Source organism: Pandoraea vervacti (genome assembly GCF_000934605.2).
Classification (GTDB): domain Bacteria; phylum Pseudomonadota; class Gammaproteobacteria; order Burkholderiales; family Burkholderiaceae; genus Pandoraea; species Pandoraea vervacti.
The window spans coordinates 5031748-5056005 of the sequence record NZ_CP010897.2; the positions used below are offsets into that span (position 1 = coordinate 5031748).

A 24258-nucleotide genomic window follows, 5' to 3' on the forward strand; every position below is an offset into this window, starting at 1 on the left:
GGCGCAGGTTAACTTTCAATTAATCGTCTTCGGCCACGCTCTGTCTTGCTTCGACTGACTCAGGGAGGACAGATTGCTACGTCGAATCGATTTCATCTTTGTGATTTTGCTCGGCACCCTTAGTGCACTTGCGGCACTCGGTACGCTTCGCACGACCCCGGCCATTGCCGCGCCGCCCTGGCAGTCGAACGTTCAGGCGCTCGAAGCCTCGCAGGTATTGCGAATGGACGCACCGCTTCACGACAATGGCAGCATCGTGGTTGGCAGCAAAATTGCTAAGGATCACTACGTTTATCGTCACTCTCTGCGAATCGAGGATGCTTCAGGGCATCCGGTCAGCTTCACGCTCTCCGACGGCACGCACCACGTCGACGAGTTCTTCGGCAAATCGGAGATCTACCGTGACGACGAGCTTCGACTGAACTTGCCTGCGCTGCGCACGGACCACGTCGTGCTGCACTGGCAGGGATGTGCGCAGGCGGGCATCTGCTATCCGCCGCAAACCGTCCGGATTGCGCTATCGAACGCCTTCCCGCCGGCGGAGTATGGCGATGCGTCGTCCGCACTTGCGACCATCGCGTCGTCCGGCGAGGCCACCGAGCCCACGGCGTCCACGGAGTCCGCGGAGTCCGCACACGCAAGCGGTGCGACGGCGATCCCCACCGCGCCTGCCGCCAACGCAACGGATGCGCTCGCAGCAGACCAGGAAGCCGCCAATCAGCTCGCCACGCTCGACCCCGTGGCGGCCAAGCTCTTGTTCTTCGGCCTCGGCCTGATGCTAGCGTTCACCCCCTGCGCGCTACCGATGGTGCCTATCGTCTCGACGATGATCGTGGGCAATCGACCCACGCCGATGCGCGCGCTGGGGCTGTCGTGCGCGTACGTACTGGCCATGGCGCTCACTTACGCAAGCATCGGCGTTGCCGCGGCGCTCGCGGGGGCGAACCTGCAAGCGACACTGCAATCGCCATGGTTGCTGAGCACGTTCGCTGCCCTCTTTCTGGTACTGGCGGCATCGCTTTTCGGCATGTTCGAGATTCGCTTGCCTTCGTTCATTGCCAATCGGCTGGACGCCGCCGGACGCCATCGCACGGGGGGCAGTCTCGCTGGCGCAGCGGTGCTTGGGCTGCTGTCCGCCTTGCTCGTGGGACCGTGCATGACAGCGCCTCTCGCAGGCGCACTGCTATATATCGGCCAGACGGGCAACGCATGGATGGGAGGCGGCGCCCTCTTCGCAATGGGCCTCGGCATGGGCACACCCCTGCTCGCCATTGCGTTGTTCGGGGCGCGCATTCTGCCGCGCCCGGGCGCCTGGATGGTGCGCGTGCGTCTCGCGTTCGCCTATGTGATGGTGGGCATGGCGAACATGATGCTCGGTCGCTTCCTTCCGGGTTACATCGGCCTTGCACTGTGGGGCGCCCTCGGTCTTGGCCTGTCCGTGGGGTTGGCCAGTTGGGCGTGGGCCATGCGCGCCCGGACCGCGTGCTGGCCACTGGCGTTCGCGTCGGCATTGGCCGCGCTCTGGTCGGTGCTGCTGCTCGTGGGCGCGGCGTCCGGCGGCGCGTCCGTGGTGCAACCGCTCGCGCACGCACGGGCGGGCGTCGTGGCGAGCCTCGGCGAGACCGGAACGGGCGGTGGCAAGCCGGTCGATTTCGTCGGTGTCAAATCGGCCGACGACGTTGACACGCGCATCGCGCAGGCCGCAGACAGGGGGCAATGGACGCTCATCGACTTCTACGCCGACTGGTGCACAAGTTGTCATGTCATCGAACGCAACGTGTTCGGCGATCCCGCAGTCGCCGCACGTCTGGCGCAGATGCAGGTGCTGCGACCGGACGTCACGAAACATGACGCCGTCGACCAGACGCTGATGAAGCGCTGGGGCGTGCTCGGCCCGCCGACACTCATTCTGGTCGACGCCACCGGCAAGGAAGCGCGAGAGCACCGTATGGTCGGCGAAATAAACGCGACGACCTTCCTGGCCCGTCTCGATGCCGCCCGGTCCGCACAGGTGGCAAAACTGGCCCGCGCCGCGTCGTCAGGCAACCCCGTGCCGGCGACGGGGGCGAAATGATCGGCCTGCGTCTCTTTCCGGTGAAGACCGCGGCCCTTGCGGCCGCCCCACGCCTCGCGTGGCTCGTCTCGCGATACGGGCAGCGCGGCACGGACGCCTTATCGCGCCGCGCTGCCTCCGGGCGAGCTCACCGCAGACTCCTGCGCGACGTGCTTCATCGAAACCTCAAGCATCCTCCGCTGTCCCCGACGTCTTCCCCATCAAAGGAGTCACTCATGTCGGTTCGCAAGACTCTCGCCTTCACCTTCGGTTCACTGGCTGCGCTCTCGATCTCGACGTCGGGCGTCGCGGCGGACGCGGCTTCGCCCGTGAATGCCGCACCCATCGCGTCACCGGCGCCACCGGCGCCGTTGGCGTCCTCCACGGCGCAGTCCACTCCCACGCCGCCCATCGTGCAGGCATTGGCGCGCGAGGGCGTGAGCGCATTGCAGCCGTTCGACACGGGCGTCAAGGACCTGCCAGCCTACGCCGGGCTGGCCGGTCAGCAGCCAATCGCGGTCTATCTGCTCCCGGACGGCAACGGGATCGTCGGCACGCGAATCGGGGCAGATGGCAAACCGCTCGACGTCGAGCGCGTGACGAAGCGCATCGAAAAACCGCTGAGCGACGCGATGTGGTCGAAGCTCGCGGCGTCCAGCTGGATTCAGGACGGCAAGAAGGACGCGCCGCGCGTCGTCTACACCTTCAGCGACCCGAACTGCCCTTACTGCCATCGCTTCTGGGAGGCGGCACGGCCATGGGTCGACGCCGGCAAGGTGCAATTGCGACATGTGCTCGTGGCAGTCATCAAAGCCGACAGCGTGACCAAGGCGGCCGCCATTTTCGGTGCGCAGAATCCGTCTGCCGCGCTCGCGCAGAACGAACAGAAGTTCGGACAGGGCGGTATCAAGCCCGTGCGCAACGTCACCAAGGCCATCGCGGAAAAGCTCCAGACCAACCAGCAACTGATGGCCGAGTTCGGCTTTCGCGGCACGCCCGGCGTCGTCTACCGTAACGACAAGGGCGTCGTGGAGCGTGCCAACGGCATGCCGCCGGCGGACGCACTGACCACCATCCTGGGCGCACGCTGAGCGCCCAGGGGCTGGCAACAGCCGGCGGTCCTGCCGGACCGCCGGACCCCCTTTACGCGATCCGGTCAGGAACTCACGTGGCAGAATCATCGATCGCCCCACGCCCTCCGGTGCACATTCTTGCGAAAAATGGGCGGATCGCGCGCGAAATCTGCCGAATGACCGCTTTTTGCGACACCCGCCCACGGCGTGCCGGAGATGCTGCTACAATCGCCTCACTATGAAGTCGCATCAGTCTGTCTCCCTCCTCTGGTCGCCCCTGACCGCTGCCCTGCGCTGGTGGCGGTAACCCGCCACGTCTATCTCATCCCCATAGCGCCCTCCCCCGCGGACCGCGAATTCCATATGGGGGCACGCTCAGGGGACCATCGCAAATTCCACGCGTTCGACACGCTTTGTCACCAGACAAACAGGGACCATCATGCTGCTGATGATCGACAACTACGACTCGTTTACCTACAACATCGTCCAGTACTTCGGTGAGCTGGGCGAAGATGTCCGGGTCTTCCGCAACGACGAAATCACGCTCGACGCGATCGCCGAACTCGCCCCCGAGCGGATCTGCCTCTCACCCGGTCCGAGCTGCCCGGCCAACGCGGGGATCACGCTCGACGTGCTCAAGCGCTTCTCCGGCGAAATCCCCATTCTTGGCGTCTGCCTCGGTCATCAGGCCATCGGCGAAGCGTTCGGCGGCAATGTCGTTCGCGCCCGGCAAATCATGCACGGCAAGGTGAGCGAGATCGAAACCACGCAACAGGGCGTGTTCGCGAATCTGCCCAAGCGCTTCACCGTCACCCGCTATCACTCGCTCGCCATCGAGCGCGCCTCGTTGCCCGACTGCCTCGAAGTGACGGCATGGACGGACGATGGCGAGATCATGGGCGTGCGTCACAAGACGCTCGACGTCGAAGGCGTGCAGTTCCACCCGGAGTCGATTCTGTCCGAGCATGGCCACGCCGTGCTGCGCAACTTCCTGCAAGCTGCGCCGCGCACAGCCATCGCTGCCTGATATCGCGGCACATCGACACATCGGACAATCGACGCAGCAGAGGACAATAAAATGATCACCCCGCAAGAAGCGCTTCAGCGCACCATCGAACACCGCGAAATCTTCCACGACGAGATGCTGCATCTGATGCGCCTCATCATGAAGGGCGAGATCTCGCCGGTCATGTCGGCCGCTATCATCACCGGCCTGCGCGTGAAGAAGGAAACCATCGGCGAGATCGCCGCCGCCGCACAGGTCATGCGCGAATTTGCCAATCATGTCGTGGCGCCTTCCGACGAGCACTTCGTCGACATCGTGGGCACCGGCGGCGATGTTTCGCACACGTTCAATATTTCCACCGCATCGATGTTCGTCGCAGCTGGCGCCGGCGCGAAGGTCGCCAAACACGGCAACCGTGGCGTGAGCTCGAAGTCGGGCAGCGCCGACGTGCTCGAAGCGCTCGGCGTGAACATCATGCTCACCCCGGAGCAGGTGGCCGAGTGTCTTGGCGAAGTCGGCATCGGCTTCATGTTCGCCCCGAACCACCACCCCGCGATGAAGAACGTGGCCGCCATTCGCAAGGAGATGGGCGTGCGCACGATCTTCAACATTCTCGGCCCGCTCACGAATCCGGCCGGTGCGCCGAACCAGTTGATGGGGGTTTTTCACCCCGATCTGGTCGGGATTCAGGTGCGCGTGATGGAGCGTCTGGGCGCCGAGCACGTGCTCGTGGTCTACGGAAAGGACGGCATGGACGAAGTGTCGCTCGGGGCCGCGACGCTCGTCGGCGAACTGAAGGACGGCAAGGTCACGGAGTACGAAATTCATCCGGAGGATTTCGGTTTGCAGATGGTCAGCAACCGCAGCCTGAAGGTCGGCAGCGCCGAGGAATCGAAGACGATGCTCATCGAAGCGCTCGACAACACGCCGGGCACGGCGCGCGAGATCGTCACGCTCAACGCCGGCACAGCGCTGTATGCGTCGAACCGCGCGGCGACGATTGCCGACGGCATCGCGATGGCGCGCGAGTCGATCACCAGCGGCGCGGCACGCGAAAAGCTCCAGGAATTCGTCACGTTCACGCAACGCTTCAAGGCGTAAGTTCTCTCCGAATCGTTTATCGATATGTCTACCGTTCTCGACAAGATCCTGGCCGTGAAGGCCGAAGAAGTCGCTGCCGCCAAACGCGCGCGCGACCTGGCCGGCCTGCGCCGCGACGCGGAAGCCACCGTGGGCGACAGCGCGCTGCGCACGCGCGATTTCGTAGGTGCGCTGCGCACGAAGGTCGACGCCGGCCTGTGCGGCGTGATCGCCGAAATCAAGAAGGCCAGCCCGTCCAAGGGCGTGATTCGCGAGCACTTCGTTCCGCCGCAAATCGCCGAGTCGTATCAGCAAGGCGGCGCAGCGTGCCTGTCGGTGCTCACCGACGTGCAATTCTTTCAGGGGGCGACCGAGTATCTGAAAGCCGCGCGTGCGGCATGCGATCTGCCGGTGCTGCGCAAGGACTTCATGATCGATGCCTATCAGGTCTATGAAGCGCGCGACATGGGGGCCGACTGCATTTTGCTGATCGCCGCCGCCCTGGAGCTCTCGCAGATGCGCGATCTCGAAGCGCTGGCGCACGAGCTGGGCATGGCGGTGCTCGTGGAAGTTCACAACGGCAAGGAACTCGATGCCGGCCTCGAACTGCGCACGCCGCTGCTGGGCATCAACAACCGAAACCTGCACACCTTCGAAGTCACCATCGATACGACCCTCGGCCTGTTGAAACACATTCCGCAGGATCGTCTTGTCGTGACGGAGTCGGGTATCCTGTCGCGTGACGACGTGACGCGCCTGCGCGCGGCCAACGTCAATGCCTTTCTCGTCGGCGAAGCCTTCATGCGCGCGCCCGAGCCGGGCGATGCGCTCGCCGAACTGTTCGACATGCCCCGCTGATCTGCCAACGCGCTCATGCGCGTTGAACGAACGATGGCGCGGCGCCCCGAACGGGCTCCGCCCGCTTTGCGGCAAGACGCATCGTTCCTGCATCGGGTGGCGGCGCCGGGCGGGTCGGCGTCCCCCAGACAGGAGCGGCCCATGGCCATCGAACGCGAACTCAAACTTGCCCTGCCGGGCGATCTACCCGCCGCGCGCGCCGACGCGCTGATTTCCCATCTCGACCGACTGCCCGGGGCCGACGCCCGGGGCGAGCGTCATCTCGTCAATCGCTATTTCGACACGCCGGATCTCGCGCTCGCACGCGCCAAGGCTGCATTGCGTCTGCGCTTTGTCGCACGTGACGGCCACCCCGGACAGTGGCTGCAAACGCTCAAGTCGGTTGGCGAGGCGCGTGACGGATTGCACGTGCGCCACGAGTGGGAACTGGCCGTGCCGGGTGAAGCGCTCGACCTCGCGGCGTTGATCGCGGCGTGCGATATGCCGGCGACGGCGGCATTACTGCGCAACGAAGGCGAGAACGTTGTCGCGCAATTCGAGACAAACTTCGTGCGACGTCTGTGGCGCTATGTCGCCGGCGACGGTACGACCGTGGAGATCGCGTTCGATCGCGGCGACGTGGCCGTGCAGACCAACGGCATACGTCACACCGAACCGCTCGTCGAAGTGGAACTGGAGTTGCTCGACGCGCCGGACGACGACCGCCAGAGTCAGGGCGAGCGCATTCTGCAAGCGCTGGCGCAGGACCTGCGCGCCGTGCTCCCGGAGTTGCACGCCGACAACGTGAGCAAAGCGCAGCGCGGCTATCGCCTGCGACAGCAAGTGCTGGGCTGAGCGCGCCCGCTCACGCTTCCTGACAGCGCCCGGGCGGCCGGACATTCCCGGCCTCGTATTTCGAATCCGATACCTCGCATCTCCAACCGATCCTACGCATGGCATCACGATCACCCCGCACCACCAAGGCAACGCAACCGTCGGCTGACGGCGAACGTCAGCGTTCTCTGTTCGATACGCTCGACGCATCGGAACGTCTCACGGCAGATGACGTCCGGAAGCGCGCCGCGAGCGACATTGGTAACGGCGGCAATGACGACAAGGACGGCAAGGACGCCGCTGGCGTCGAGAAGGCAAACGATCACAGCGTTGCCGGTCCGCTCAAGGGGCGGGTCGAAGACCAGTTCGAGGCACTGCCCCACGCTTGGAAAGCGCTCGTTGCGCCCTTCGTGCAAAGCGAGGCCTACGCGCCGTTGTGCCAGTACGTCGACGCCGAAGTCGCCGCGGGCAAGACCGTCTATCCGGCGGACATTTTCCACGCGTTGCGCATGACCTCGCCGCAGGACGTCAAGGTCGTCATCCTGGGTCAGGACCCCTATCACGGCGACGATCATGGCATTGCCCAGGCGCACGGCATGGCGTTCTCGGTGCAGCACGGTGTGCGGGTCCCCCCGTCATTGCGCAACATCTACAAAGAAATCGAGCGCGATCTGGGGATTGCACCGCCCGCACATGGCAATCTCGACGCGTGGGCGAAACAAGGCGTGTTGCTGCTCAATACGACACTGACGGTGGAGGCAGGCAACGCTGCGAGCCATGCGAAGCCGTTCAAAAAGGGGGGATGGCAAGCATGCACGGATACATTGCTCTGCGGGCTCGCAGCGCAACAAGGTCCCCTCGTGTTCATGTTGTGGGGTAGCCATGCACAGGCGAAAGCACCGCTGCTCTCAGGTCACGGACACTTGCTGCTCGAAGCGCCGCATCCGTCGCCCTTGTCAGCCCATCGCGGCTTCCTCGGCTGCGGCCACTTCAGCGCCGCCAACGTGTTTCTGACGCAACACGGCAAATCCCCGATCGACTGGCGCGTGCCTGCATAGGCCCCATAGGCCGGATAGGCCGAATACGGCGACGAGGGCCGCACGCAACCCGTGTTTTAGCTGACGTTCCCGATCATTTCCGGATATTTGTCAGCTAAAACGAAAAATACCGGGGCGTTTGCGCCCCGCTCACGGCGTGTCGCCTCGCGAGAATATATCCATTTGCATACGTTTCACGCGTTTACACAAGGATGTGAAAGCCATTAAACTCCGGTCCGTAATGAGAATTCATATCAATCTCATTACCAATAACTAAATCGCGCGTTACCCGGCCTGTGAAGCGTCGACGGTGGCGCAGTCGCCGGAAACACACGTATGTCTACCGCTATTCAGACGCGTCAGCGTCTGCTCGCCTCTGCCTGTGCCCTTGTCGCGGCAGGCAGTTTCGCTCTCCCAGCCCTTCCCGCCCACGCGCAAACGTCTCGGCAAATGCCGCCGGGCGCGCCAGATGCCTCGTCGGGAGCGTCAAACACGTCGGGCACGGCACAGACCGGCGGCAATGCTGCGCCCGCCGTCGCCCTGCCGACCACGCAGGTGAGCGACAGCGCCGTCTCGTCGCCCATGCAGACGAAGACCCTGCCGTCGTACAAGTTCGTCGCACCGCTGCGCGATACGCCGCGCTCGATCACCGTCATTCCCGAGGAGCTGATCAAGCAGACCAATGCCACGACGTTTGCCGAAGCCCTCAAGACCGTGCCCGGGATTACGTTCCTCGGCGGCGACGCCGCGGCAAACCCATCTGCCGACCGCCCCGTCATTCGCGGCTTCGAATCGCGCAACTCGATCTTCGTCGACGGCATGCGCGACTCCGGCGTGCAGAATCGCGAAACGTTCGCCATCGAGAACATCAGCGTCATCAAGGGACCGGACTCGGTGTATGCGGGACGCGGCGCCGTCGGCGGCAGTATCGACATCACGACCAAGACCGCGCGCCTGGAAGACTTCACCAACGCCAGCCTCGGTCTGGGCACCGACAGCTACAAGCGCCTGACGCTCGACGTCAACCGCGAGATCAACGATCAGACCGCCGTGCGCCTGAACGTCATGGGACATGACGCGGATCAGGCCGGGCGCAACAACGTGTACAGCAAGCGTTGGGGTGTCGCACCGTCGGTGGCGTTCGGGCTGAACAGCCCCACCACCGTCACGGTGAGCTACTACCACCTGAATTCGTACGACATGCCGGACTTCAGCGCGCCGTTCCGCGCCGCGGGCGGCACGCCCGACGGCGGCTTCCAGCGCAACCAGTTCTACGGTCTGAACAGTCGTGATTACCGGCGCGGCCAGACCGATACCGGCGAGATCAAGGTCGAACATCGGATCGACGACACGTGGAAGATCAAGAACACCACGATGGTCGGCCGCTCGACGCTCGATTACATCGCAACGAACCCGCAGTTCCTTAACGCGACGTCGAACATCATCGCGCTGCAGGCCAAGAGCGGCAAATACGCCACGAACAGCATCGCCAACCAGACCGAGCTCACCGGCAAGGCAACCTTGTTCGGCTTCGAGCACACGCTCACCGCGGGTCTGGAATTCAGCAACGAACAAAGTCGCTACGAGGGCTATCTCGTCACGGACAGCGCGGGCAACAACATTCGCTCGACGAATTCGGCGGCACTATGTGCCGTGCGGTACAACTGCACGACGATCGGCAACTGGAACCCGGACAATCCGTGGACGGGCAGTATCGCGCTCAATGGCGACAAGGGGTTCCCGGGTGCAGCGACCAACACGCGAACCAACGTCGCGTCGGCATATCTGTTCGACAGTGTGAAGCTCTCCGAGCGCTGGCTCCTTAATGCCGGCGCGCGCTTCGATCGCTTCGACGTCAACGCCGTGCAGGCCGGCGCCCCCGACCTGAAGAACCTCTCGAACCTGTTCAGCTTCCAGTTGGGTCTGGTCTACAAGGTGCTGCCGTCGCTGAGTCTTTACGCGTCGTATGGCACGTCGGCGAACCCGCCGGGCGCGAACAGCGGCCTGGGTGGCGGTACCGACCAGCTCACGTCGACCAACAACAACCTCTCGCCCGAGCGCAGCCGCAACATTGAAATCGGCGCGAAGTGGGACGTGATCGACCAGCGTCTGTCGTTGACGGCGGCCCTCTTCCAGACCGACAAGACGAACGCGCGCGTGTCCGATGGACTGGGCGGCACGATCAACGCGGGAAGCCAGCGCGTGCGCGGGGCCGAACTCGGTTGGGCGGGCAGCCTGACGAGTCATTGGCGCGTGTTCGGCGGGTATTCGTATCTGAACGCCGTGACGACCGACGCGGGCCCTGCCGCCGCTCCGGGATCGAACGGCTTGCCGATGGTGATGGTGCCCAAGCACAACCTGACGCTGTGGACGGACTATGAAGTGATGCCGAAGCTCACGCTCGGCGCGGGCATGACGCTTTCGAGCCTCACATACGCGTCGGTGTCGCCGTCGGTGCGCAAGTGGACGCCGGGCTATGCCCGCTTCGATGCGATGGCCACCTATCGCGTATCGCGCTCGGTCGATCTGCAACTGAACGTGCAGAATATTTTCGACAAGAAGTATTACTCGAGCGCCTACCCGATCTACGCCACGTGGGCGCCGGGTCGCACCGCCATGTTGACGCTCAACTTCCATCAGTGAGGGCGCGTCGGTAAGCACCGCTGTGCGAAATGAACGAAAGGGGATCCGGTCATCGTGGCCGGATCCCCTTTTGCTTTCTTTCTGGCGCCAAACGCCCTTCTCCAGCGAGGGCGCCCGGTCACCGGACAAGTCGTCACGGCCGGGGTTCGTCGCAAACCGGCGCCAACGTGCCCATTGCCCCTTGCTGGTAGCGACGCGTCAGGGCGACGAGATCACCTTCGTCGCGCGCGGCGAAATTGCCGCGATACACGACGGACTCACCCAGCGGTTCACCGCCGGCGAGCATCAGGCGCGCGCCCTTGCGCCCGGCGAGTTGCCATACGCCAGGCGGCAGCGACAACGCTTCCGTGCCGCCCCCCTCTGCGCGTAACGCATACCCGGCGACGGCGGCTTCGCCTTGCGCAATCAGCGCAAGCCAGCGGCGTCCGTCACACGGGATCTCCAACGTGCGCAACGCGTCCGCCTGCCAGTCGAGTTGCAGCAACGTGGTGCGCCCGCCTTCGGCGCGCGCCACGTCACGTTCGCCCCAGTCACCGCACACCAGCGTCAAATCGACATCGCCCTCACGCCAGCGCGACATGGACTCGGCACGCACGACCGTCTGGGCGGGCGCGCCGTGCGGATGGCGGCCGGCGCGACTCACGACCATGCGCACACCCCGCACCGAGGCACGGCCACTGTCGGGCGCCTCTTCATGCACGGTGCCGCAGTTGGTTTCGAGCCAGAGCAGATCGCCGGGACGCAGCGCATCGTCGCCGCCGTGCGCGTGACGGCAGCGCAGCGAAGTCGTCGAATCCGGAAAAAGGTAGGTCGCCACGACACACCCGGCATGCGGATGCGGCGGAATGCACGCGCCCTGACGCCGGAAGATGTCGACCGACAGGAACGGGTCGGTGTCTTCGACCTGATCGAAAACACCCGCGCCCGCCGCAGCCGCACAACGGCCGGGACGGGACACGGGAAGCACGCGCGGGATAGCCAACGCGTCGGCGGCTGTCGCCGGGCGCTTGATCGAACGCGGATGCAGCGGCGTCGAGCTGGCCATGGGGGATTCCTGCGCGTGCTTCAGACGTTACGGGAAGACGTCGGGTCGCTTACAGCGCCGCGATGGCTTCGCGAGCACCGGCGAAGGCCGCCGCCGCCGACTCCGGACCCCGTGCCAGACCTTCGGCGAAGATGAACGTCACGTCCGTCATGCCGAGAAAGCCGAGAATCGTCTTGATGTACGGCGTCTGGCTGTCGGCCGGCGTGTCTTTGTAGTTGCCGCCGCGGGCGAACGCCACGATCACCTTCTTGCCCTGAATCAGGCCTTCCACGCTGCCGTCTTCACGGTAACGGAAAGTCACGCGGGCACGGGCGATCCAGTCGAAGTACGACTTCAGTTGCGTAGGCACCTGGAAGTTGTACAGCGGCACGCCGAACACGATGTAATCGGCGGCCTGAATTTCGGCGATCAGTTCGTCGCTGCGGGCGATGATGGCCTTCTGCGCGTCGGTGCGCTGCTCTTCCGGCGTGAAGAACGCGCCAATCACCGCTTCATCGAGGTGCGGCACGCCATCGGTCAGCAGATCGCGCACGACAACCTTGGCGCCGGCGTTCTTGGCGACGAGTTGAGCGACCGCTTCATTGGCGAGCGTGGTCGAGTTGGCGCCTTGCGAACGGGCGGCGGAATTGATTTGCAGAATGGTGGTCATGTCGCTGGCTCCAGAGCCGGGGTAGTCCCGAAAGGTTCGAAAATCCGTTCGCACCCGGGCCCCGTGTCGGGAGCGCCTTGAATTGTGCGTCGGCTTGGGATGAATTCTAGTTACCCACAAAAATGAAACAAGCCGGTAAAATCGAATTGTTTGTTCCCTTTTTGGAACAATGACTCTTGCCCTGAACGGCAATTTGGCTGAATGACCGCGTCACCGAGGAGCGCGCGCGATGATTGACGATCTGAACGACATGCTGATCTTCGCGGAAGTCGTGCGCTCGGGCAGCATCACACGCGCGGGCGAGCGTCTGGATCTGCCCAAGGCGACCGTCAGCCGACGGCTCTCGCGTCTGGAGTCCCGTCTCGGCACGAAGCTGCTGCACAAGACGACCCGGCGCCTGGAACTCACGGAAGTCGGCGAGGCGTATTACGAGCGTTGTCTGCCGATTCTCGAAGAGGTGGAAGAAACGCGAGACTTCGCCTCGCAGATGTCGAGCAAGCCGCGCGGCCGTCTGCGCATTACGGCGCCTGCCGACTTCGCCGCACAATGGCTGGCCGTGCCGCTGGCGACCTTCTGCGCGGCGTATCCGGAAATTACCGTCGACGTCGACCTGAGTTCGCGTCACGTCGACCTGATCGCCGAGCGGGTGGACGTCGCCATCCGCGCCGGGCAACTCTCCGATTCGACCCTCGTCGCAAGGCCGCTGCTCAAGCTCACGCGCAGTCTTTATGCGAGCCCGCTGTACCTGAGTGCAACGGGCTTGCCCGCGACGCCCGACGAACTCGCAGGCCATCGCTTCGTGATCCTGCAAGGTGCGCGTCGCCTGTTCAACACCGACACGCTGCACAAGGGCCGCCAGCGTGTGGATGTCACCATGCACGGCGCGATTCAGGTCAACAGCATGGGGATGGTCAAGGAGATGGCGCTCGCGGGCAGCGGTATCGCCGCGCTCACGGACATTCTCGCGGAAGACGCGCTGCGCGCAGGGCGTCTCGTGAAGGTGCTGCCCGACTGGTCGCTGCCGCAGAGTCCGGTGCATCTGGTCACGCCATCGCGACGCTTCCTGCCACGCAAGACGCAGGCCTTCATCGAGCATATGCTCGCCGTCGCACGCACCTGTCCGGAAGAAAACCGCGACCCGTCGGTACCGGGTCCGGCACAGGGCTGAACACCCGGTGCCTCGCGCGCGGCTCGCACGTGAGGCAAACCCACCATTCAGGCCGTCATCTGGCTGTCATGGGGTCACTTGGCCGTCACTTGGCCGTCAGCCACTTCTCGCGGCGCTGCGCCGCAACGCGATCGCGTGTCTCGGCAATGCGGTATTGCGAGACTTCGGGCGCGTCGAGCGTGAGCACGGTCTCACGCAGTTCGTCGCGACGGAATGCATGCACGGTCACCTTGTCGCCCGCGCGGTAGCGCTCCAACAACTTGTCGAGATTGCCTGACGTCACCCGCAGGCCGTCGATGGCGACGAGCGAGTCGCCTGCCGACAATCCGGCCGCCTGCGCGGCGCCGCCATCGAGCACCTGGGTGAGCGTGGCTTCGTCGCCCCGCTTTCCGGTCTTCACGCCGAGCGACGGGCGAGCGTTGTCCGGCGTCACCGGTTCGAGCGTCAGGCCCACGCGCGTCAACAGCGATGCCAGCGGCAAATCGCGCGTGCCATTGATGGCCGTCGCGAAGAAATCCGACAGGTCCAGTCCGGAAACCGCTTCGAACAGCGGCTGGACCGCGTCTTCCGCAATGCCCACGGGCGTGCCGCGATAGAAGTCGCGACCGTAGCGCTGCCAAAGCGCACGCATGACATCGTCGAGCGACTTCTGGCCTCGCGTTTGCGAACGAATCGTCAAATCCAGCGCGAGCGCCACGAGCGAGCCCTTCGTGTAATAGCTGACGATGGCGTTGGGCGCGTTCTCGTCCTGACGGTAATACTTCGTCCACGCGTCGAACGAACTCTCGGCCACGCTCTGCTTGAGGCGGCCGCTGCCGCGCAGGACGTTCGCGACCGTCTTGGCCACGAGCTCGTAATACGCGGCCGGTGCGATCACGCCGCTGCGCACGAGCATCAGGTCGTCGTAGTAGGACGTGAAGCCCTCGAACAACCACAGCAACCGCGTGTAGTTCTCCTGGTCGAGCGCGTAAGGCGCGAACGCGGCCGGTTTGATGCGTTTGACGTTCCACGTGTGGAAGTACTCGTGGCTCACCAGACCGAGAAAGCCACGATAGGCGTCGCTCATGCGCGCCTGCCCCTGCGCCGGCAAGTCGTTGCGGCTCGCGAGCAACGCGGTCGACGCGCGGTGCTCAAGGCCGCCGTACCCATCGCCGACCGTCATGAGCAGGAAGACGTAACGCGACATCGGTACGCGCGAGCGCGAACTGGCGCCCGGTTCGAACAGACGGATCTGCGCCTCGCAGATCTTCTTCATATCGCGCAGCAAGCGGTCCAGATCGAGGTTGGGCACCGGTCCGGTGATCGCCACCTCATGCGTGACACCGCACGCCTTGAACGTGCCGTGGACGAACGTTCCGATCTCGACGGGCGAATCGATCAGCTCGTCGTAGTCGAGCGCGACATAGCGCCCGAAGTCGAGCGCCGCCGTGCCATGCGCGGGTTCGAGCGCCGTGGCCACGCGCCACGTCCGGAACGCGGCGCCGCGCGGGCGCAGGATGTCCACTTCGCAAGGCGCGTGCTCCTGCCCCTCGACGCGCAGGAAGACGCTGGTGCCGTTGAAGAAGCCGTGCGTGTCGTCCAGGTGCGCCGCACGCACCGACAGATCCCACGCGTACACCTCATACGTGACGATCAGCGTGCCCTTGCAGGGACTCGCCTGCCACGTGTGCTTGTCGAGCTTGTCGAGCGCGATCTTGCGGCCACGACAGGTCGCGCCGATCGTCACGATATTGCGGGCGAACTCGCGCACCATGTAGCTGCCCGGAATCCACGCGGGTAGCGTGAAGCGCTGCCCCTCCGGCGCGGGATTCGACACCGTGACGGTCACTTCGAACAGATGAGCGGCGGGCGACTTCGGAACGATCGCATACCGGACGGCGGGTTGAGCGGACGTGGCTTTCATGAGATGGCGGCTTCTTGTTGTCTGAAAAATACGGCGTCTGCCGAACGATTACCGGACCGTGGCCAGCGCCTTTTCGAGTTCTTCGGCAGGCACGGCGCCCGGCAAACGGCGGCCGTCGGACAGGATGATCGTCGGCGTGCCCGTAATGTTGAGCTGGTGACCCAGTGCGAAGTTGTCCTTGACCGGCTTGTCGTCGCACTTGGCGCCTGCGACCGGCGGCGCCTTCTTGTCGATCATCCAGTCGTGCCACGCCTTGAGCGGGTCCGGCGCACACCAGATGGCCTTCGACTTGGCGTCCGAGTCCGGGCCAAGCACGGGGTAGAGGAAGGTGTAGACGGTAATGTTGTCGATCTTCGAGGACTTCAACGTCTCTTCGAAGCGCTTGCAGTATGGGCAGTTCGGATCGGAGAAGACGGCGATCTTGCGGCTGCCGTTGCCTTTCACGTACTTGAACGAGCGATCGAGCGGCAGCTTGGAGAAGTCGACCTTGTTGAGTTCGGACTGACGCGCTTCGGTCAGGTTCTGGCGCGTTTTCGTATCGATCAGATTACCGCCCAGAATCACGTATTGCGCCTTTTCGTCGGCATACATGATCTCGCCGCCGACGGACACTTCGAAGAGCCCGGGAATCGGCGTACGGGCGACCGACTTGACCGGGGCATCTGCGCCCAGCGTCTTTTGCACGGCGGTCTTCACGCGCTCGAGCGTTGCGTCGGCCTTGTTCTGCGCGACGGCGGACATCGTAAAGGTCGCGGCGCAAACGGCGGCGAGTGCAAATCCGGCAAACGCCGCGGCGCGATAACGTTGCAACATCGAATATCTCCAGAAGTGTATCGATCGAGAGGCGTGGGCGGCGTGGGCGGTGAAGACCGTCTCGTCGGTCTTCACCGGCCCTGTGCCGCCCTCAGACGCCCGAAGGGGTCAGCCCAGGGCGCGGCCGATCAGGAATTTCTTGACGAAGGGCAGCATGTTCACGCTGTCGAGACCCGCGTTGCGAACGAACTTCGCAAGCGGGCTGCTCGTCGAGAACAGCTTGTGCAGGCCATCCGTCGTGAATGCCATGCTGCCGATATCTTCCTTGCGCGCACGCTCGTAACGACGCAGCACCGCAGCGTCGCCACAATCGCGGAACGATTCGCGGCCCGCGAGGGCGTCGCCAAGCGCCGCCACGTCGCGCAGACCGAGATTCATGCCTTGACCGGCGAGCGGATGCACGACATGCGCGGCGTCACCGACGAGCGCCACGCGCTGCGCGATCAGGCGTTTGGCCTGCGCGAGCACGAGCGGGAATCCCTGGGCGCGCGCTGAGACCGGCGTGAGGCGCCCAAGTTCACCATGAGAGAACGCTCCGATGCGCTCCGCGAGATCTTTGGGATCCAGCGCAAGCAGGTGTTTTGCATGATCGGCGGCGGCGGACCACACCAGCGAGACGTGCTGGTCGGGCAGCGGCAGCAGTGCGATGATTTCCCCCTCGTGGAACCACTGGAAGGCGGTGTCGCGGTGCGGGCGTTCCGCGCGGAAGTTGCACACCACGCCGAGCTGCTCATAGGGACGCACCGAACCATCCAGCCCAGCCGTGCTGCGCACCCAGGAGTTCGCGCCATCGGCGCCGACCACGAGCGAGGCGCGCAGCGTCTTGCCGTCCGACAGGCGCACACACGCGGCAGCGGCGTCGACATCGAGCGTTTCGGCGCGGGCGTCGAGCCATTGGACTTGCGGGGAAAAACGTAGAGCGGCGTCGAGCGCGCGCTCCAGGTTCGACGACTCCGCGATCCAGGCGAGTTGCGGCACGGCTGCCTGATACGCGGAGAAATGAAGGCTGCCGCGCTCGTCGCCGAACACCTCCATGTCGTAGACAGGATTCACACGCGCCGGATCGACGGCCTGCCAGACGCGCATGCGCTCGAAAAGCGCTTGCGAACTGGACGACAGGGAGTAGATACGGGTGTCCCACCGGTCACCGCCAGACGGCGTGGCGGCGGCCGGCTGGGCGAGCAATGCAACGGACAGGCGGGCCTGTGAAAGGAGCAAGGCGGCGGCCTTTCCGACCAGACCGCCACCGACGACGACGATGTCGTGGGTCATAGTTTGGGGCATGCGAAGCAATCGGCGACGACGGGCGCGCGCGATCCATATTCATGTCGAGAAGCCGGTATTGTCGCATGCGTCGTGGCGGCGGGGGCACGACGAGACCGTCGGTCGCACGGCGCACGCTCGGCGCTCACGCGTCGGCTGGACCCGGAATCGCGCCTCGGGCGTTGCTATACTTCAAGCCAACGCGCGGCGACGCCTTGCCGCCTGCGCCGGTCCAGTCACCTCTCCAGCGGAGCCAACGCCGTGCGCCTCGACAACGAACAGGAAAGTCAGAATGTGGAAGACCGCCGGGGAGGCGGTTTCGGGGGACGCACGACCATCGGCCTTGGCACGATCGTCGTGGCGCTGGCCGCCTCGTACTTCTTCGGGATCGACCCGCGCGTCATCATCCAGGGCTCGCAGATGATTCAGGGGCAGACGCAGTCGCAGCCCCCCGCCAATCCCAACGCCGCCCCCGCCAACGACCCGAAGGCGGTCTTCACCCGCAAGGTCCTCGGCAACATCGAGCGCACCTGGGCGACGGTGTTCCCCCAGCAGCTCAATCGTCAGTATGTCCCGCCGAAGCTGGTGCTGTTCTCCGGGGCGACGCCGACCGCATGCGGCACCGGGCAAACGGCAATGGGCCCGTTCTACTGCCCGGGCGACAGCAAGGTCTACATCGACTTGCAGTTCTACGACGAACTGCGCCAACGCTTCGGCGCGGGCGGCGACTTCGCGCAAGCGTACGTCATCGCTCACGAAGTCGGCCATCACATCCAGAATCTCCTTGGCATTTCCGAAAAGTTCGACGAAACGCGACGTCGTGTGAGCGAAGCCCAGGCGAATGCCCTGTCGGTGCGTCTGGAGTTGCAGGCGGACTGCTTCGCGGGGGTCTGGGCGAGCAACGCGGCCAAGGCGAACGAGCAGTTGCTGGAACCGGGCGACGTCGAGCAGGGGCTCAAAACGGCGGCGGCCATCGGCGACGACCGGTTGCAGCAGCAGTCTCAGGGACGCGTGGTGCCGGAGTCGTTCACGCATGGCACCAGCGCCCAGCGGGTGTACTGGTTGCGTCAGGGGTTGCAATCGGGCGACATGCGCAAGTGCGACACTTTCTCGGCGAAGCAACTGAGTTGATCCGAGCCCGCAAACCGGGCACGCCCCGAGACGGGTGGCACGAGCGACAAAAGGCGCTGTTGGGGGCAGAACGGGTACAATAGCGGACTTTTCCGCGACGCAATCACTGGCCGACTCACCGGCCCATTCATCGGTGCCCTCGGCGCCTTTGTCGGCGCGCACTTTTCAAGCCAGACAGGATTTAGCATGAGCCTCAAATGCGGCATCGTCGGTTTGCCCAACGTCGGCAAGTCGACCCTTTTCAACGCGCTGACCAAAGCGGGCATCGCTGCCGAGAACTACCCGTTCTGCACCATCGAGCCGAACGTCGGCGTGGTGGAAGTGCCGGACCCGCGTCTGGCCAAGCTCGCCGAGATCGTCAAGCCTGAGCGCATCCTGCCGGCAACCGTCGAATTCGTGGACATTGCCGGTCTCGTGGCGGGCGCCTCGAAGGGCGAAGGTCTGGGTAATCAGTTCCTCGCCAACATCCGCGAAACGGACGCCATTACGCACGTGGTGCGTTGCTTCGAAGACGAGAACGTCATTCACGTGGCCGGCAAGGTGAATCCGATTTCGGACATCGAAGTCATCAACACCGAACTGGCGCTCGCCGATCTGGGCACTGTCGAAAAGGCGCTGCAACGCTACACGAAGGCGGCCCGCTCGGGCAACGACAAGGAAGCGGCGAAGCTGGTGGCCGTGCTGGAGAAGGTGGTGCCGGTGCTCAACGAAGCACGTCCGGTGCGCTCGCTCAAGCTCTCCGAAGACGAACTGGCGCTGATCAAGCCGTTCTGCCTGATTACGGCCAAGCCGACGATGTACGTCGCGAATGTGAAGGATGACGGCTTCGAGCACAACCCGCATCTGGACGCCGTGCGCAAGTACGCCGAAGCCGAGAACGCGCCGGTCGTGGCCGTGTGCGCGGCCATCGAAGCGGAGATCGCGGACATGGAAGACGCCGACAAGGCGGAATTCCTGGCCGACATGGGCATGGACGAGCCGGGCCTGGACCGGGTGATCCGCGCGGGCTTCAAGCTGCTCGGCTTGCAGACCTACTTCACGGCGGGCGTGAAGGAAGTGCGTGCCTGGACGATCCACGTGGGCGACACCGCCCCGCAAGCCGCTGGCGTGATCCACACCGACTTCGAGCGCGGCTTCATTCGCGCGCAAACCATCGCGTTCGACGACTACATCCAGTACAAGGGTGAGCAAGGCGCCAAGGAAGCGGGCAAGATGCGCGCCGAAGGCAAGGAATACGTCGTGCACGATGGCGACGTGATGAACTTCCTGTTCAACGTCTGACGCAGGACTACGGTAGCGACACGGGACTTGTGCTGGAAGTGTTTCCAGCGCAAAACCGACAGTGCACCGAGATAAGCAAACGACGCATGCGGCGCGAAACAGCGCCAACGTGCTCCGGCGGTTCTTGCACGCGCCATCAAGGGGAAGGCCCGGAGATTTCAGATCTCCGGGCCTTTTTACATGGGAATGCGATTTGGCGCCGGGCCCCCGGCATCACGCCGCCTGCTGGCGTTGCAAATCGCCCAGCACTTGCCGGATGTAATGTCCTGCGGCTTGCACGCCGGACATGTCGACGCCGGTTTCATAGCCCAGGGCATGCAGGTCCGCGAGCAGTGTCTCGGTGGCCAGATTCCCCGATGCGCCCTCGGCATACGGGCATCCGCCCAGCCCCGCGACCGAACTGTCGAACGTGCGTAGTCCCATCTCCAACGAGGTGCGAACGTTCGCCAGCGCCATGCCGTACGTATCGTGAAAATGGCCCGCCAGACGCTCGGCAGGGATGTCCCTCAGACAAACCTCCAGGAGCCGACGCGTGGACTCGGGTGACCCGCGCCCGATCGTGTCGCCCAGGGAAATCTCGTGGCATCCCATGGCCAGCAGCGCCTGCGCAACCTCCAGGACCGCCTGCGCCGCAACCTCGCCTTCATACGGGCAGCCCAGCACGCAGGACACATAGCCACGCACGGGAACACCCGCCTCCCGCGCCCTTTGCACGACAGGTCCGAAGCGATCCAGACTCTGCGCAATGCTGCAATTGATATTGCGCTGCGAGAAGGTCTCCGACGCCGCGCCAAACACGGCGACTTCGTCACAGCGCGCCGCCAGCGCGGCTTCCAGTCCTTGCAGGTTGGGCGTGAGTGCGCTGTAGCAAACGCCCGGGAGACGTTCGATCGAGGCCATGACTTCGGTGCTGCCCGCCATTTGCGGCACCCATTTGGGCGACACGAACGAAGCGGCTTCGATAAAACGCAGGCCTGCGCGGCTAAGCTGATCGATCAGCTCGACCTTGGCGCTCAGCGGCACGGGCAGCTTTTCATTTTGCAGGCCATCGCGTGGGCCGACTTCCACGATCTTGACCCGGCGGTCCAACAGATGCGACATCGCTGCCCTCCCCTTTCAGAACAGCTTGAGCAGCGCGGGAACGCTGAGCACCGCCGTGTAGTAACCCATGAACTGCACCCCGGTGTTAAAGCCGAAGTTGCGCGAGAGCAATCCGCCCATGAGACCCATCGTCAGGATCACCAGCAGGCCCAGCAGGCCGCCCTCCCAGACGCTGATCACGATGATCAGGCCGACAAAGGTGGCAATGATGGCTTCATGGCTGACCTTGCGCGAGACGAACATCGCAGCGCGACGTGCATAGTTCATCGCAAACGGATACGACACCAGCGCAGCCAGCACCACGGACAACATGCCGTAGCCGAAAAACTCCCAGTGGCTGAGCAGGTTATGCAGATTGTGGGTCTGGCCCGTCGCCGCATCTACCGTAAAGCGGGGCGGTGCATTGAACAACGGCGCCGCAGGGCCGGCAGCCACCGGGCTCAGGGGCAAACCAAAGGCAATCAGCGGGATCAGCGCTTCGGCGATGTACGTGGCTTCCGTCACACCATTACGGGCGCTCAGCACCGTGGTCAGACGGTGATAAGCGTGTTTCACGCGAGCGCCCACCAACTCGCCCAGCACCACGGTCATGGCCACGGGACTGAACACGAACGTGGCGCTGGAAATGGCGGCGGTCGCCAAAGTCCAGCGGGTTTGCGTCCGATCCAGCACTTTGAACGGGTTGGGGAAATAGCCCGACCAGCCTTTGACGTCAGGCGCCAGGTTGAACTGACGAACCTTCTCGCGCAACATGCTTTTGCGACCTGCCGGCGCCATGACGGTAAAGAGGTCGGCGACCAACGGCCCAATGGCGATACCGAGGAAGTAGCTGATGCTGAGCTTGGTGTCGTACTTGGCAGTCAGTGTCTGCAGCGCCAGAATCACCACCACAAACGGCACGAGCAACGCGACCGCTCCCCAGCGGCCCTTGGAGAAATAAGCAATCAGCGCGGCTGCGGCCAGAAAGATCCACGGAGCCGTCTTGGTGATGGTCGCGCCAAACGGCGCCAGCATCACGGCGAACAGCACCGCCAGCGGCACGGCAATGAATGCCGCGACAATGGCGCCAGAGACCATTTTGCGTAACGCGATATGCGGCACGCCAAGCTTGCGCAGCAAGTCTGCGTCCTGCAGCAAAGGCGTAGCGAGCGTATCGCCCGGGATGCCTAGCAACGCGGTCGGAACGGCGTGCGTCATGTGCTTGGCGATGGCCCCGGCCAGAAAGAACGTGAAGACACCGGCGGGTGGTACGCCGAGCAAGACGACAAGCAGAGTGAGCGGTGCGAGCGTCGTGGTTTCATCGGTGCCGGAAACCAGTCCGATGGCCGCGAAGACGATGGCGCCGATCAGGCCCATGCCCGCGGCGACGGCGATTTGTTCAATCAGAAGTGCATCCATGCCGTGTACTCCTCGGGTTATTGGCCATCGCGGCTTTGGGATGTGCCGGGCGTGACGAAGAGTTCGTAGAGCCTGAGCTCCTTGAGCTCCTGCACCACAACGGGGGGAAGGTCGGACACCGCGCCCAGACCGCCGGGTTGCTGCTCCAGCTCACGCAGCACTTCGGCACGCCACTCGGGGTTGCTCGAGATGTCTTCTTCGGTCACCACACGTTTGGGCGGGAACATGCGGGCGCAAATGACGCCGGCGAGCACACAGCCGGCCAGACCGGCGAGCATGGCGTAGGCATGAGCCAGTTGCTTCGATTCGACCACGGAGCTCAGCCAACGGCTGGCGGCAAAAAAACCGACCACGCTGATGCCGATGCCGATCAGGATGGACCAGCTCAGGTGCCTGAGGTCAACGGTATCCCCCCACACCTCCGCGAGTTGCCAGTTCGACGCTTGCTTGTCGGAACGCATCGTCTTGTCTCCTTGCTTGTAGTTATGCCTGTTTTGGATAAAAAAGCCTCGCCCGGCGGCGCCAGACGAGGCGCAAGAGGCTTAGCGCTTGGCGCGAATGTCCTGCAGTATTTCCAACGCGCGGTCGGTGCGTACGTCGTGCTCGGCGGCCAGACGCTTCGCAACGAGTTCCACTTCCTCACCGACGGCGCCGGCAACCAGCGCGATATTACGAGCGTGAAGCGCCATGTGGCCGCGCTGAATCCCTTCGGTGGCCAGTGCACGCAACGCCCCCAGGTTTTGGGCCAGCCCCACGGCAGCGGCAATCTCGCCCAGCTCCTGCGCAGACTTCACGTCCATGATCTTGAGCGCCAGACGTGCCAGCGGATGGGTCTTGGTCGCGCCCCCCACGAGTCCGACGGGCATCGGCAATTCGATCGTTCCCACCAGCGCACCGGTATTGTCCTTTTCCCAGTGCGTGAGCGAGGTGTAGCGCCCGTTGCGGCTGGCGTAGGCGTGAGCACCGGCCTCGACCGCGCGCCAGTCGTTGCCCGTGGCGACGATGACAGGGTCGATGCCGTTCATGATGCCCTTGTTATGGGTGGCGGCGCGGTAGGGGTCGATGGCGGCGAACGTGTACGCGTCGAGCACCCCTTCGATGATGTCTTCCCCCTTGCGCTCCTTGGTCGCGAGCGTTTGGGGCGTCAGGCGCACGCGGGCACGCGCAAGGCGCAGGTCTGCCAGGTTCGACAGAATGCGCAGGCGCACCGAACCGCCCGTAATTTTCTCTATCAGTGGCGAGACCGATTCGGCCATGGTGTTGACGGTGTTCGCCCCCATGGCGTCGCGCACGTCGACGATCAGGTGCATCACGACCATCGGGCCACGGGGCGAATCGGGGAAGACATGGACTTCGATGTCCTTGCAACCGCCGCCCAGACTGATCAGCACTTTGTCCCGGCTATTGGCTTGCGCGAGGATCTCGTCGCGGGCCTTGAACAAGGCCAGTCGTGCCCCGTAAGGATCGCTGATGCCCACGATCTGCACCTGCGCGCGCATCAGCGGCAAGGTGCTCGACGTTTCAAAGCCGCCGTCTTCACGCGCCAGCTTGGCCATATACGAGGCGGCGGCAATGATCGAGGGTTCTTCCACTGCCAGCGGAATCAGAACGTCGCGGCCATTGACGCGGAAGTTACCCGCCACGCCCATGGGCAACTCGAACGTGCCCACCACGTTTTCGATCATGCCGTCAGCCAATGCGGTGGGAAGCGCACCGGCCTGGGTCAGCAGTGCGCGCTCATCATCGCTGAGATTGCACGCGGTGGCGACATGCGCCCAGCGTTGAGCGGGGGTGAGCGCACGGAAATTGGGAAGACGCGAATCGACGGCCATGAAAACTCCTACTCATCCAGATATGGATATCAATACAAGGGGACGGTTGGCCGTGAATTTATGCAAACTGTACCGTTAAATACAGGTACAGTTCGGGAGAACAGTACTGCT

Annotated in this window: 20 protein-coding genes; 11 read left to right on the top strand and 9 right to left on the bottom strand. The window is 64.2% G+C overall.

The annotated features are described in order from the left end of the window. The first annotated feature begins 73 nt into the window (after positions 1–73). From dsbD to UC34_RS21970, 8 genes are all read left to right on the top strand, one after another. The gene (gene dsbD, locus UC34_RS21935; RefSeq protein WP_063389861.1) at positions 74–2074 is read left to right on the top strand and encodes a protein-disulfide reductase DsbD; all 2001 of its coding nucleotides are present in this window, start codon (positions 74–76) and stop codon (positions 2072–2074) included. A gap of 215 nt (positions 2075–2289) precedes the next feature. Next, entirely contained in the window at positions 2290–3144 is an 855-nt protein-coding gene (gene dsbG, locus UC34_RS21940; RefSeq protein WP_084070889.1) for a thiol:disulfide interchange protein DsbG, read from the top strand. A 421-nt stretch (positions 3145–3565) separates the two neighbouring features. Next, positions 3566–4153, top strand: a complete 588-nt coding sequence (locus UC34_RS21945) for an anthranilate synthase component II (RefSeq protein WP_044457191.1) — start codon at positions 3566–3568, stop codon at positions 4151–4153. 51 nt (positions 4154–4204) lie between these two features. After that, a complete protein-coding gene (trpD, locus tag UC34_RS21950) occupies positions 4205–5233 on the top strand; it encodes an anthranilate phosphoribosyltransferase (protein ID WP_044457192.1) in 1029 nt (342 codons plus the stop codon). Positions 5234–5257: 24 nt separating this feature from the next. Beyond that, positions 5258–6070, top strand: coding sequence for an indole-3-glycerol phosphate synthase TrpC (gene trpC, locus UC34_RS21955; RefSeq protein WP_044457193.1), 813 nt, complete (start codon positions 5258–5260; stop codon positions 6068–6070). Between the two features lie 141 nt (positions 6071–6211). Continuing rightward, positions 6212–6904 (top strand): CYTH domain-containing protein, encoded by a 693-nt coding sequence (locus UC34_RS21960; protein WP_044457194.1) that lies wholly within the window; start codon positions 6212–6214, stop codon positions 6902–6904. A gap of 98 nt (positions 6905–7002) precedes the next feature. Continuing rightward, complete coding sequence (locus UC34_RS21965; RefSeq protein WP_084070891.1) at positions 7003–7941, top strand: uracil-DNA glycosylase; 939 nt, start codon at positions 7003–7005, stop codon at positions 7939–7941. 315 nt (positions 7942–8256) lie between these two features. Further along, the gene (locus tag UC34_RS21970) at positions 8257–10563 is read left to right on the top strand and encodes a TonB-dependent receptor (protein WP_044457195.1); all 2307 of its coding nucleotides are present in this window, start codon (positions 8257–8259) and stop codon (positions 10561–10563) included. Positions 10564–10696: 133 nt separating this feature from the next. Here UC34_RS21970 and UC34_RS21975 read toward each other — a convergent pair whose 3' ends face one another. Together UC34_RS21975 and UC34_RS21980 are read right to left on the bottom strand one after the other, a co-directional pair. Continuing rightward, complete coding sequence (locus UC34_RS21975; RefSeq protein ID WP_052811181.1) at positions 10697–11608, bottom strand: pirin-like C-terminal cupin domain-containing protein; 912 nt, start codon at positions 11606–11608, stop codon at positions 10697–10699. Positions 11609–11657: 49 nt separating this feature from the next. Continuing rightward, positions 11658–12257, bottom strand: coding sequence for an FMN-dependent NADH-azoreductase (locus tag UC34_RS21980; protein ID WP_044457196.1), 600 nt, complete (start codon positions 12255–12257; stop codon positions 11658–11660). Positions 12258–12486: 229 nt separating this feature from the next. Here UC34_RS21980 and UC34_RS21985 point away from each other — a divergent pair, with 229 nt between their 5' ends. Beyond that, on the top strand, positions 12487–13425 hold the full coding sequence (locus UC34_RS21985; protein WP_044457197.1) for a LysR family transcriptional regulator: 939 nt from the start codon (positions 12487–12489) through the stop codon (positions 13423–13425). A gap of 85 nt (positions 13426–13510) precedes the next feature. On the opposite strand, the gene UC34_RS21990 is transcribed toward UC34_RS21985, so the two are convergent. The 3 genes from UC34_RS21990 to UC34_RS22000 form a co-directional block, all read right to left on the bottom strand. Continuing rightward, a complete protein-coding gene (locus UC34_RS21990) occupies positions 13511–15328 on the bottom strand; it encodes a M61 family metallopeptidase (protein ID WP_044457198.1) in 1818 nt (605 codons plus the stop codon). A gap of 48 nt (positions 15329–15376) precedes the next feature. Next, positions 15377–16141, bottom strand: coding sequence for a DsbC family protein (locus tag UC34_RS21995; protein ID WP_044457199.1), 765 nt, complete (start codon positions 16139–16141; stop codon positions 15377–15379). A gap of 108 nt (positions 16142–16249) precedes the next feature. Continuing rightward, positions 16250–17425, bottom strand: a complete 1176-nt coding sequence (locus UC34_RS22000) for a UbiH/UbiF family hydroxylase (protein WP_044457200.1) — start codon at positions 17423–17425, stop codon at positions 16250–16252. 240 nt (positions 17426–17665) lie between these two features. Between UC34_RS22000 and ypfJ the strand changes: the two genes are divergently transcribed. Both ypfJ and ychF read left to right on the top strand, forming a co-directional pair. Next, a complete protein-coding gene (ypfJ, locus tag UC34_RS22005; RefSeq protein WP_044457201.1) occupies positions 17666–18535 on the top strand; it encodes a KPN_02809 family neutral zinc metallopeptidase in 870 nt (289 codons plus the stop codon). Between the two features lie 186 nt (positions 18536–18721). Beyond that, entirely contained in the window at positions 18722–19816 is a 1095-nt protein-coding gene (gene ychF, locus UC34_RS22010; RefSeq protein WP_044457202.1) for a redox-regulated ATPase YchF, read from the top strand. 213 nt (positions 19817–20029) lie between these two features. Here the strand turns inward: ychF and UC34_RS22015 are convergent, their stop codons facing one another. The 4 genes from UC34_RS22015 to UC34_RS22030 form a co-directional block, all read right to left on the bottom strand. Then, a complete protein-coding gene (locus UC34_RS22015; RefSeq protein ID WP_044457203.1) occupies positions 20030–20917 on the bottom strand; it encodes a hydroxymethylglutaryl-CoA lyase in 888 nt (295 codons plus the stop codon). A 15-nt stretch (positions 20918–20932) separates the two neighbouring features. Then, positions 20933–22315: a tripartite tricarboxylate transporter permease gene (locus tag UC34_RS22020; RefSeq protein ID WP_044457204.1), complete on the bottom strand. Its 1383-nt coding sequence runs from the start codon at positions 22313–22315 to the stop codon at positions 20933–20935. Positions 22316–22332: 17 nt separating this feature from the next. Beyond that, on the bottom strand, positions 22333–22776 hold the full coding sequence (locus tag UC34_RS22025) for a hypothetical protein (RefSeq protein WP_044457205.1): 444 nt from the start codon (positions 22774–22776) through the stop codon (positions 22333–22335). 81 nt (positions 22777–22857) lie between these two features. Continuing rightward, positions 22858–24147 carry a hydroxymethylglutaryl-CoA reductase, degradative gene (locus UC34_RS22030; protein WP_044457206.1) on the bottom strand — a complete coding sequence of 430 codons (1290 nt, stop codon included), beginning with the start codon at positions 24145–24147 and terminating at the stop codon, positions 22858–22860. Positions 24148–24258: the final 111 nt, after the last annotated feature.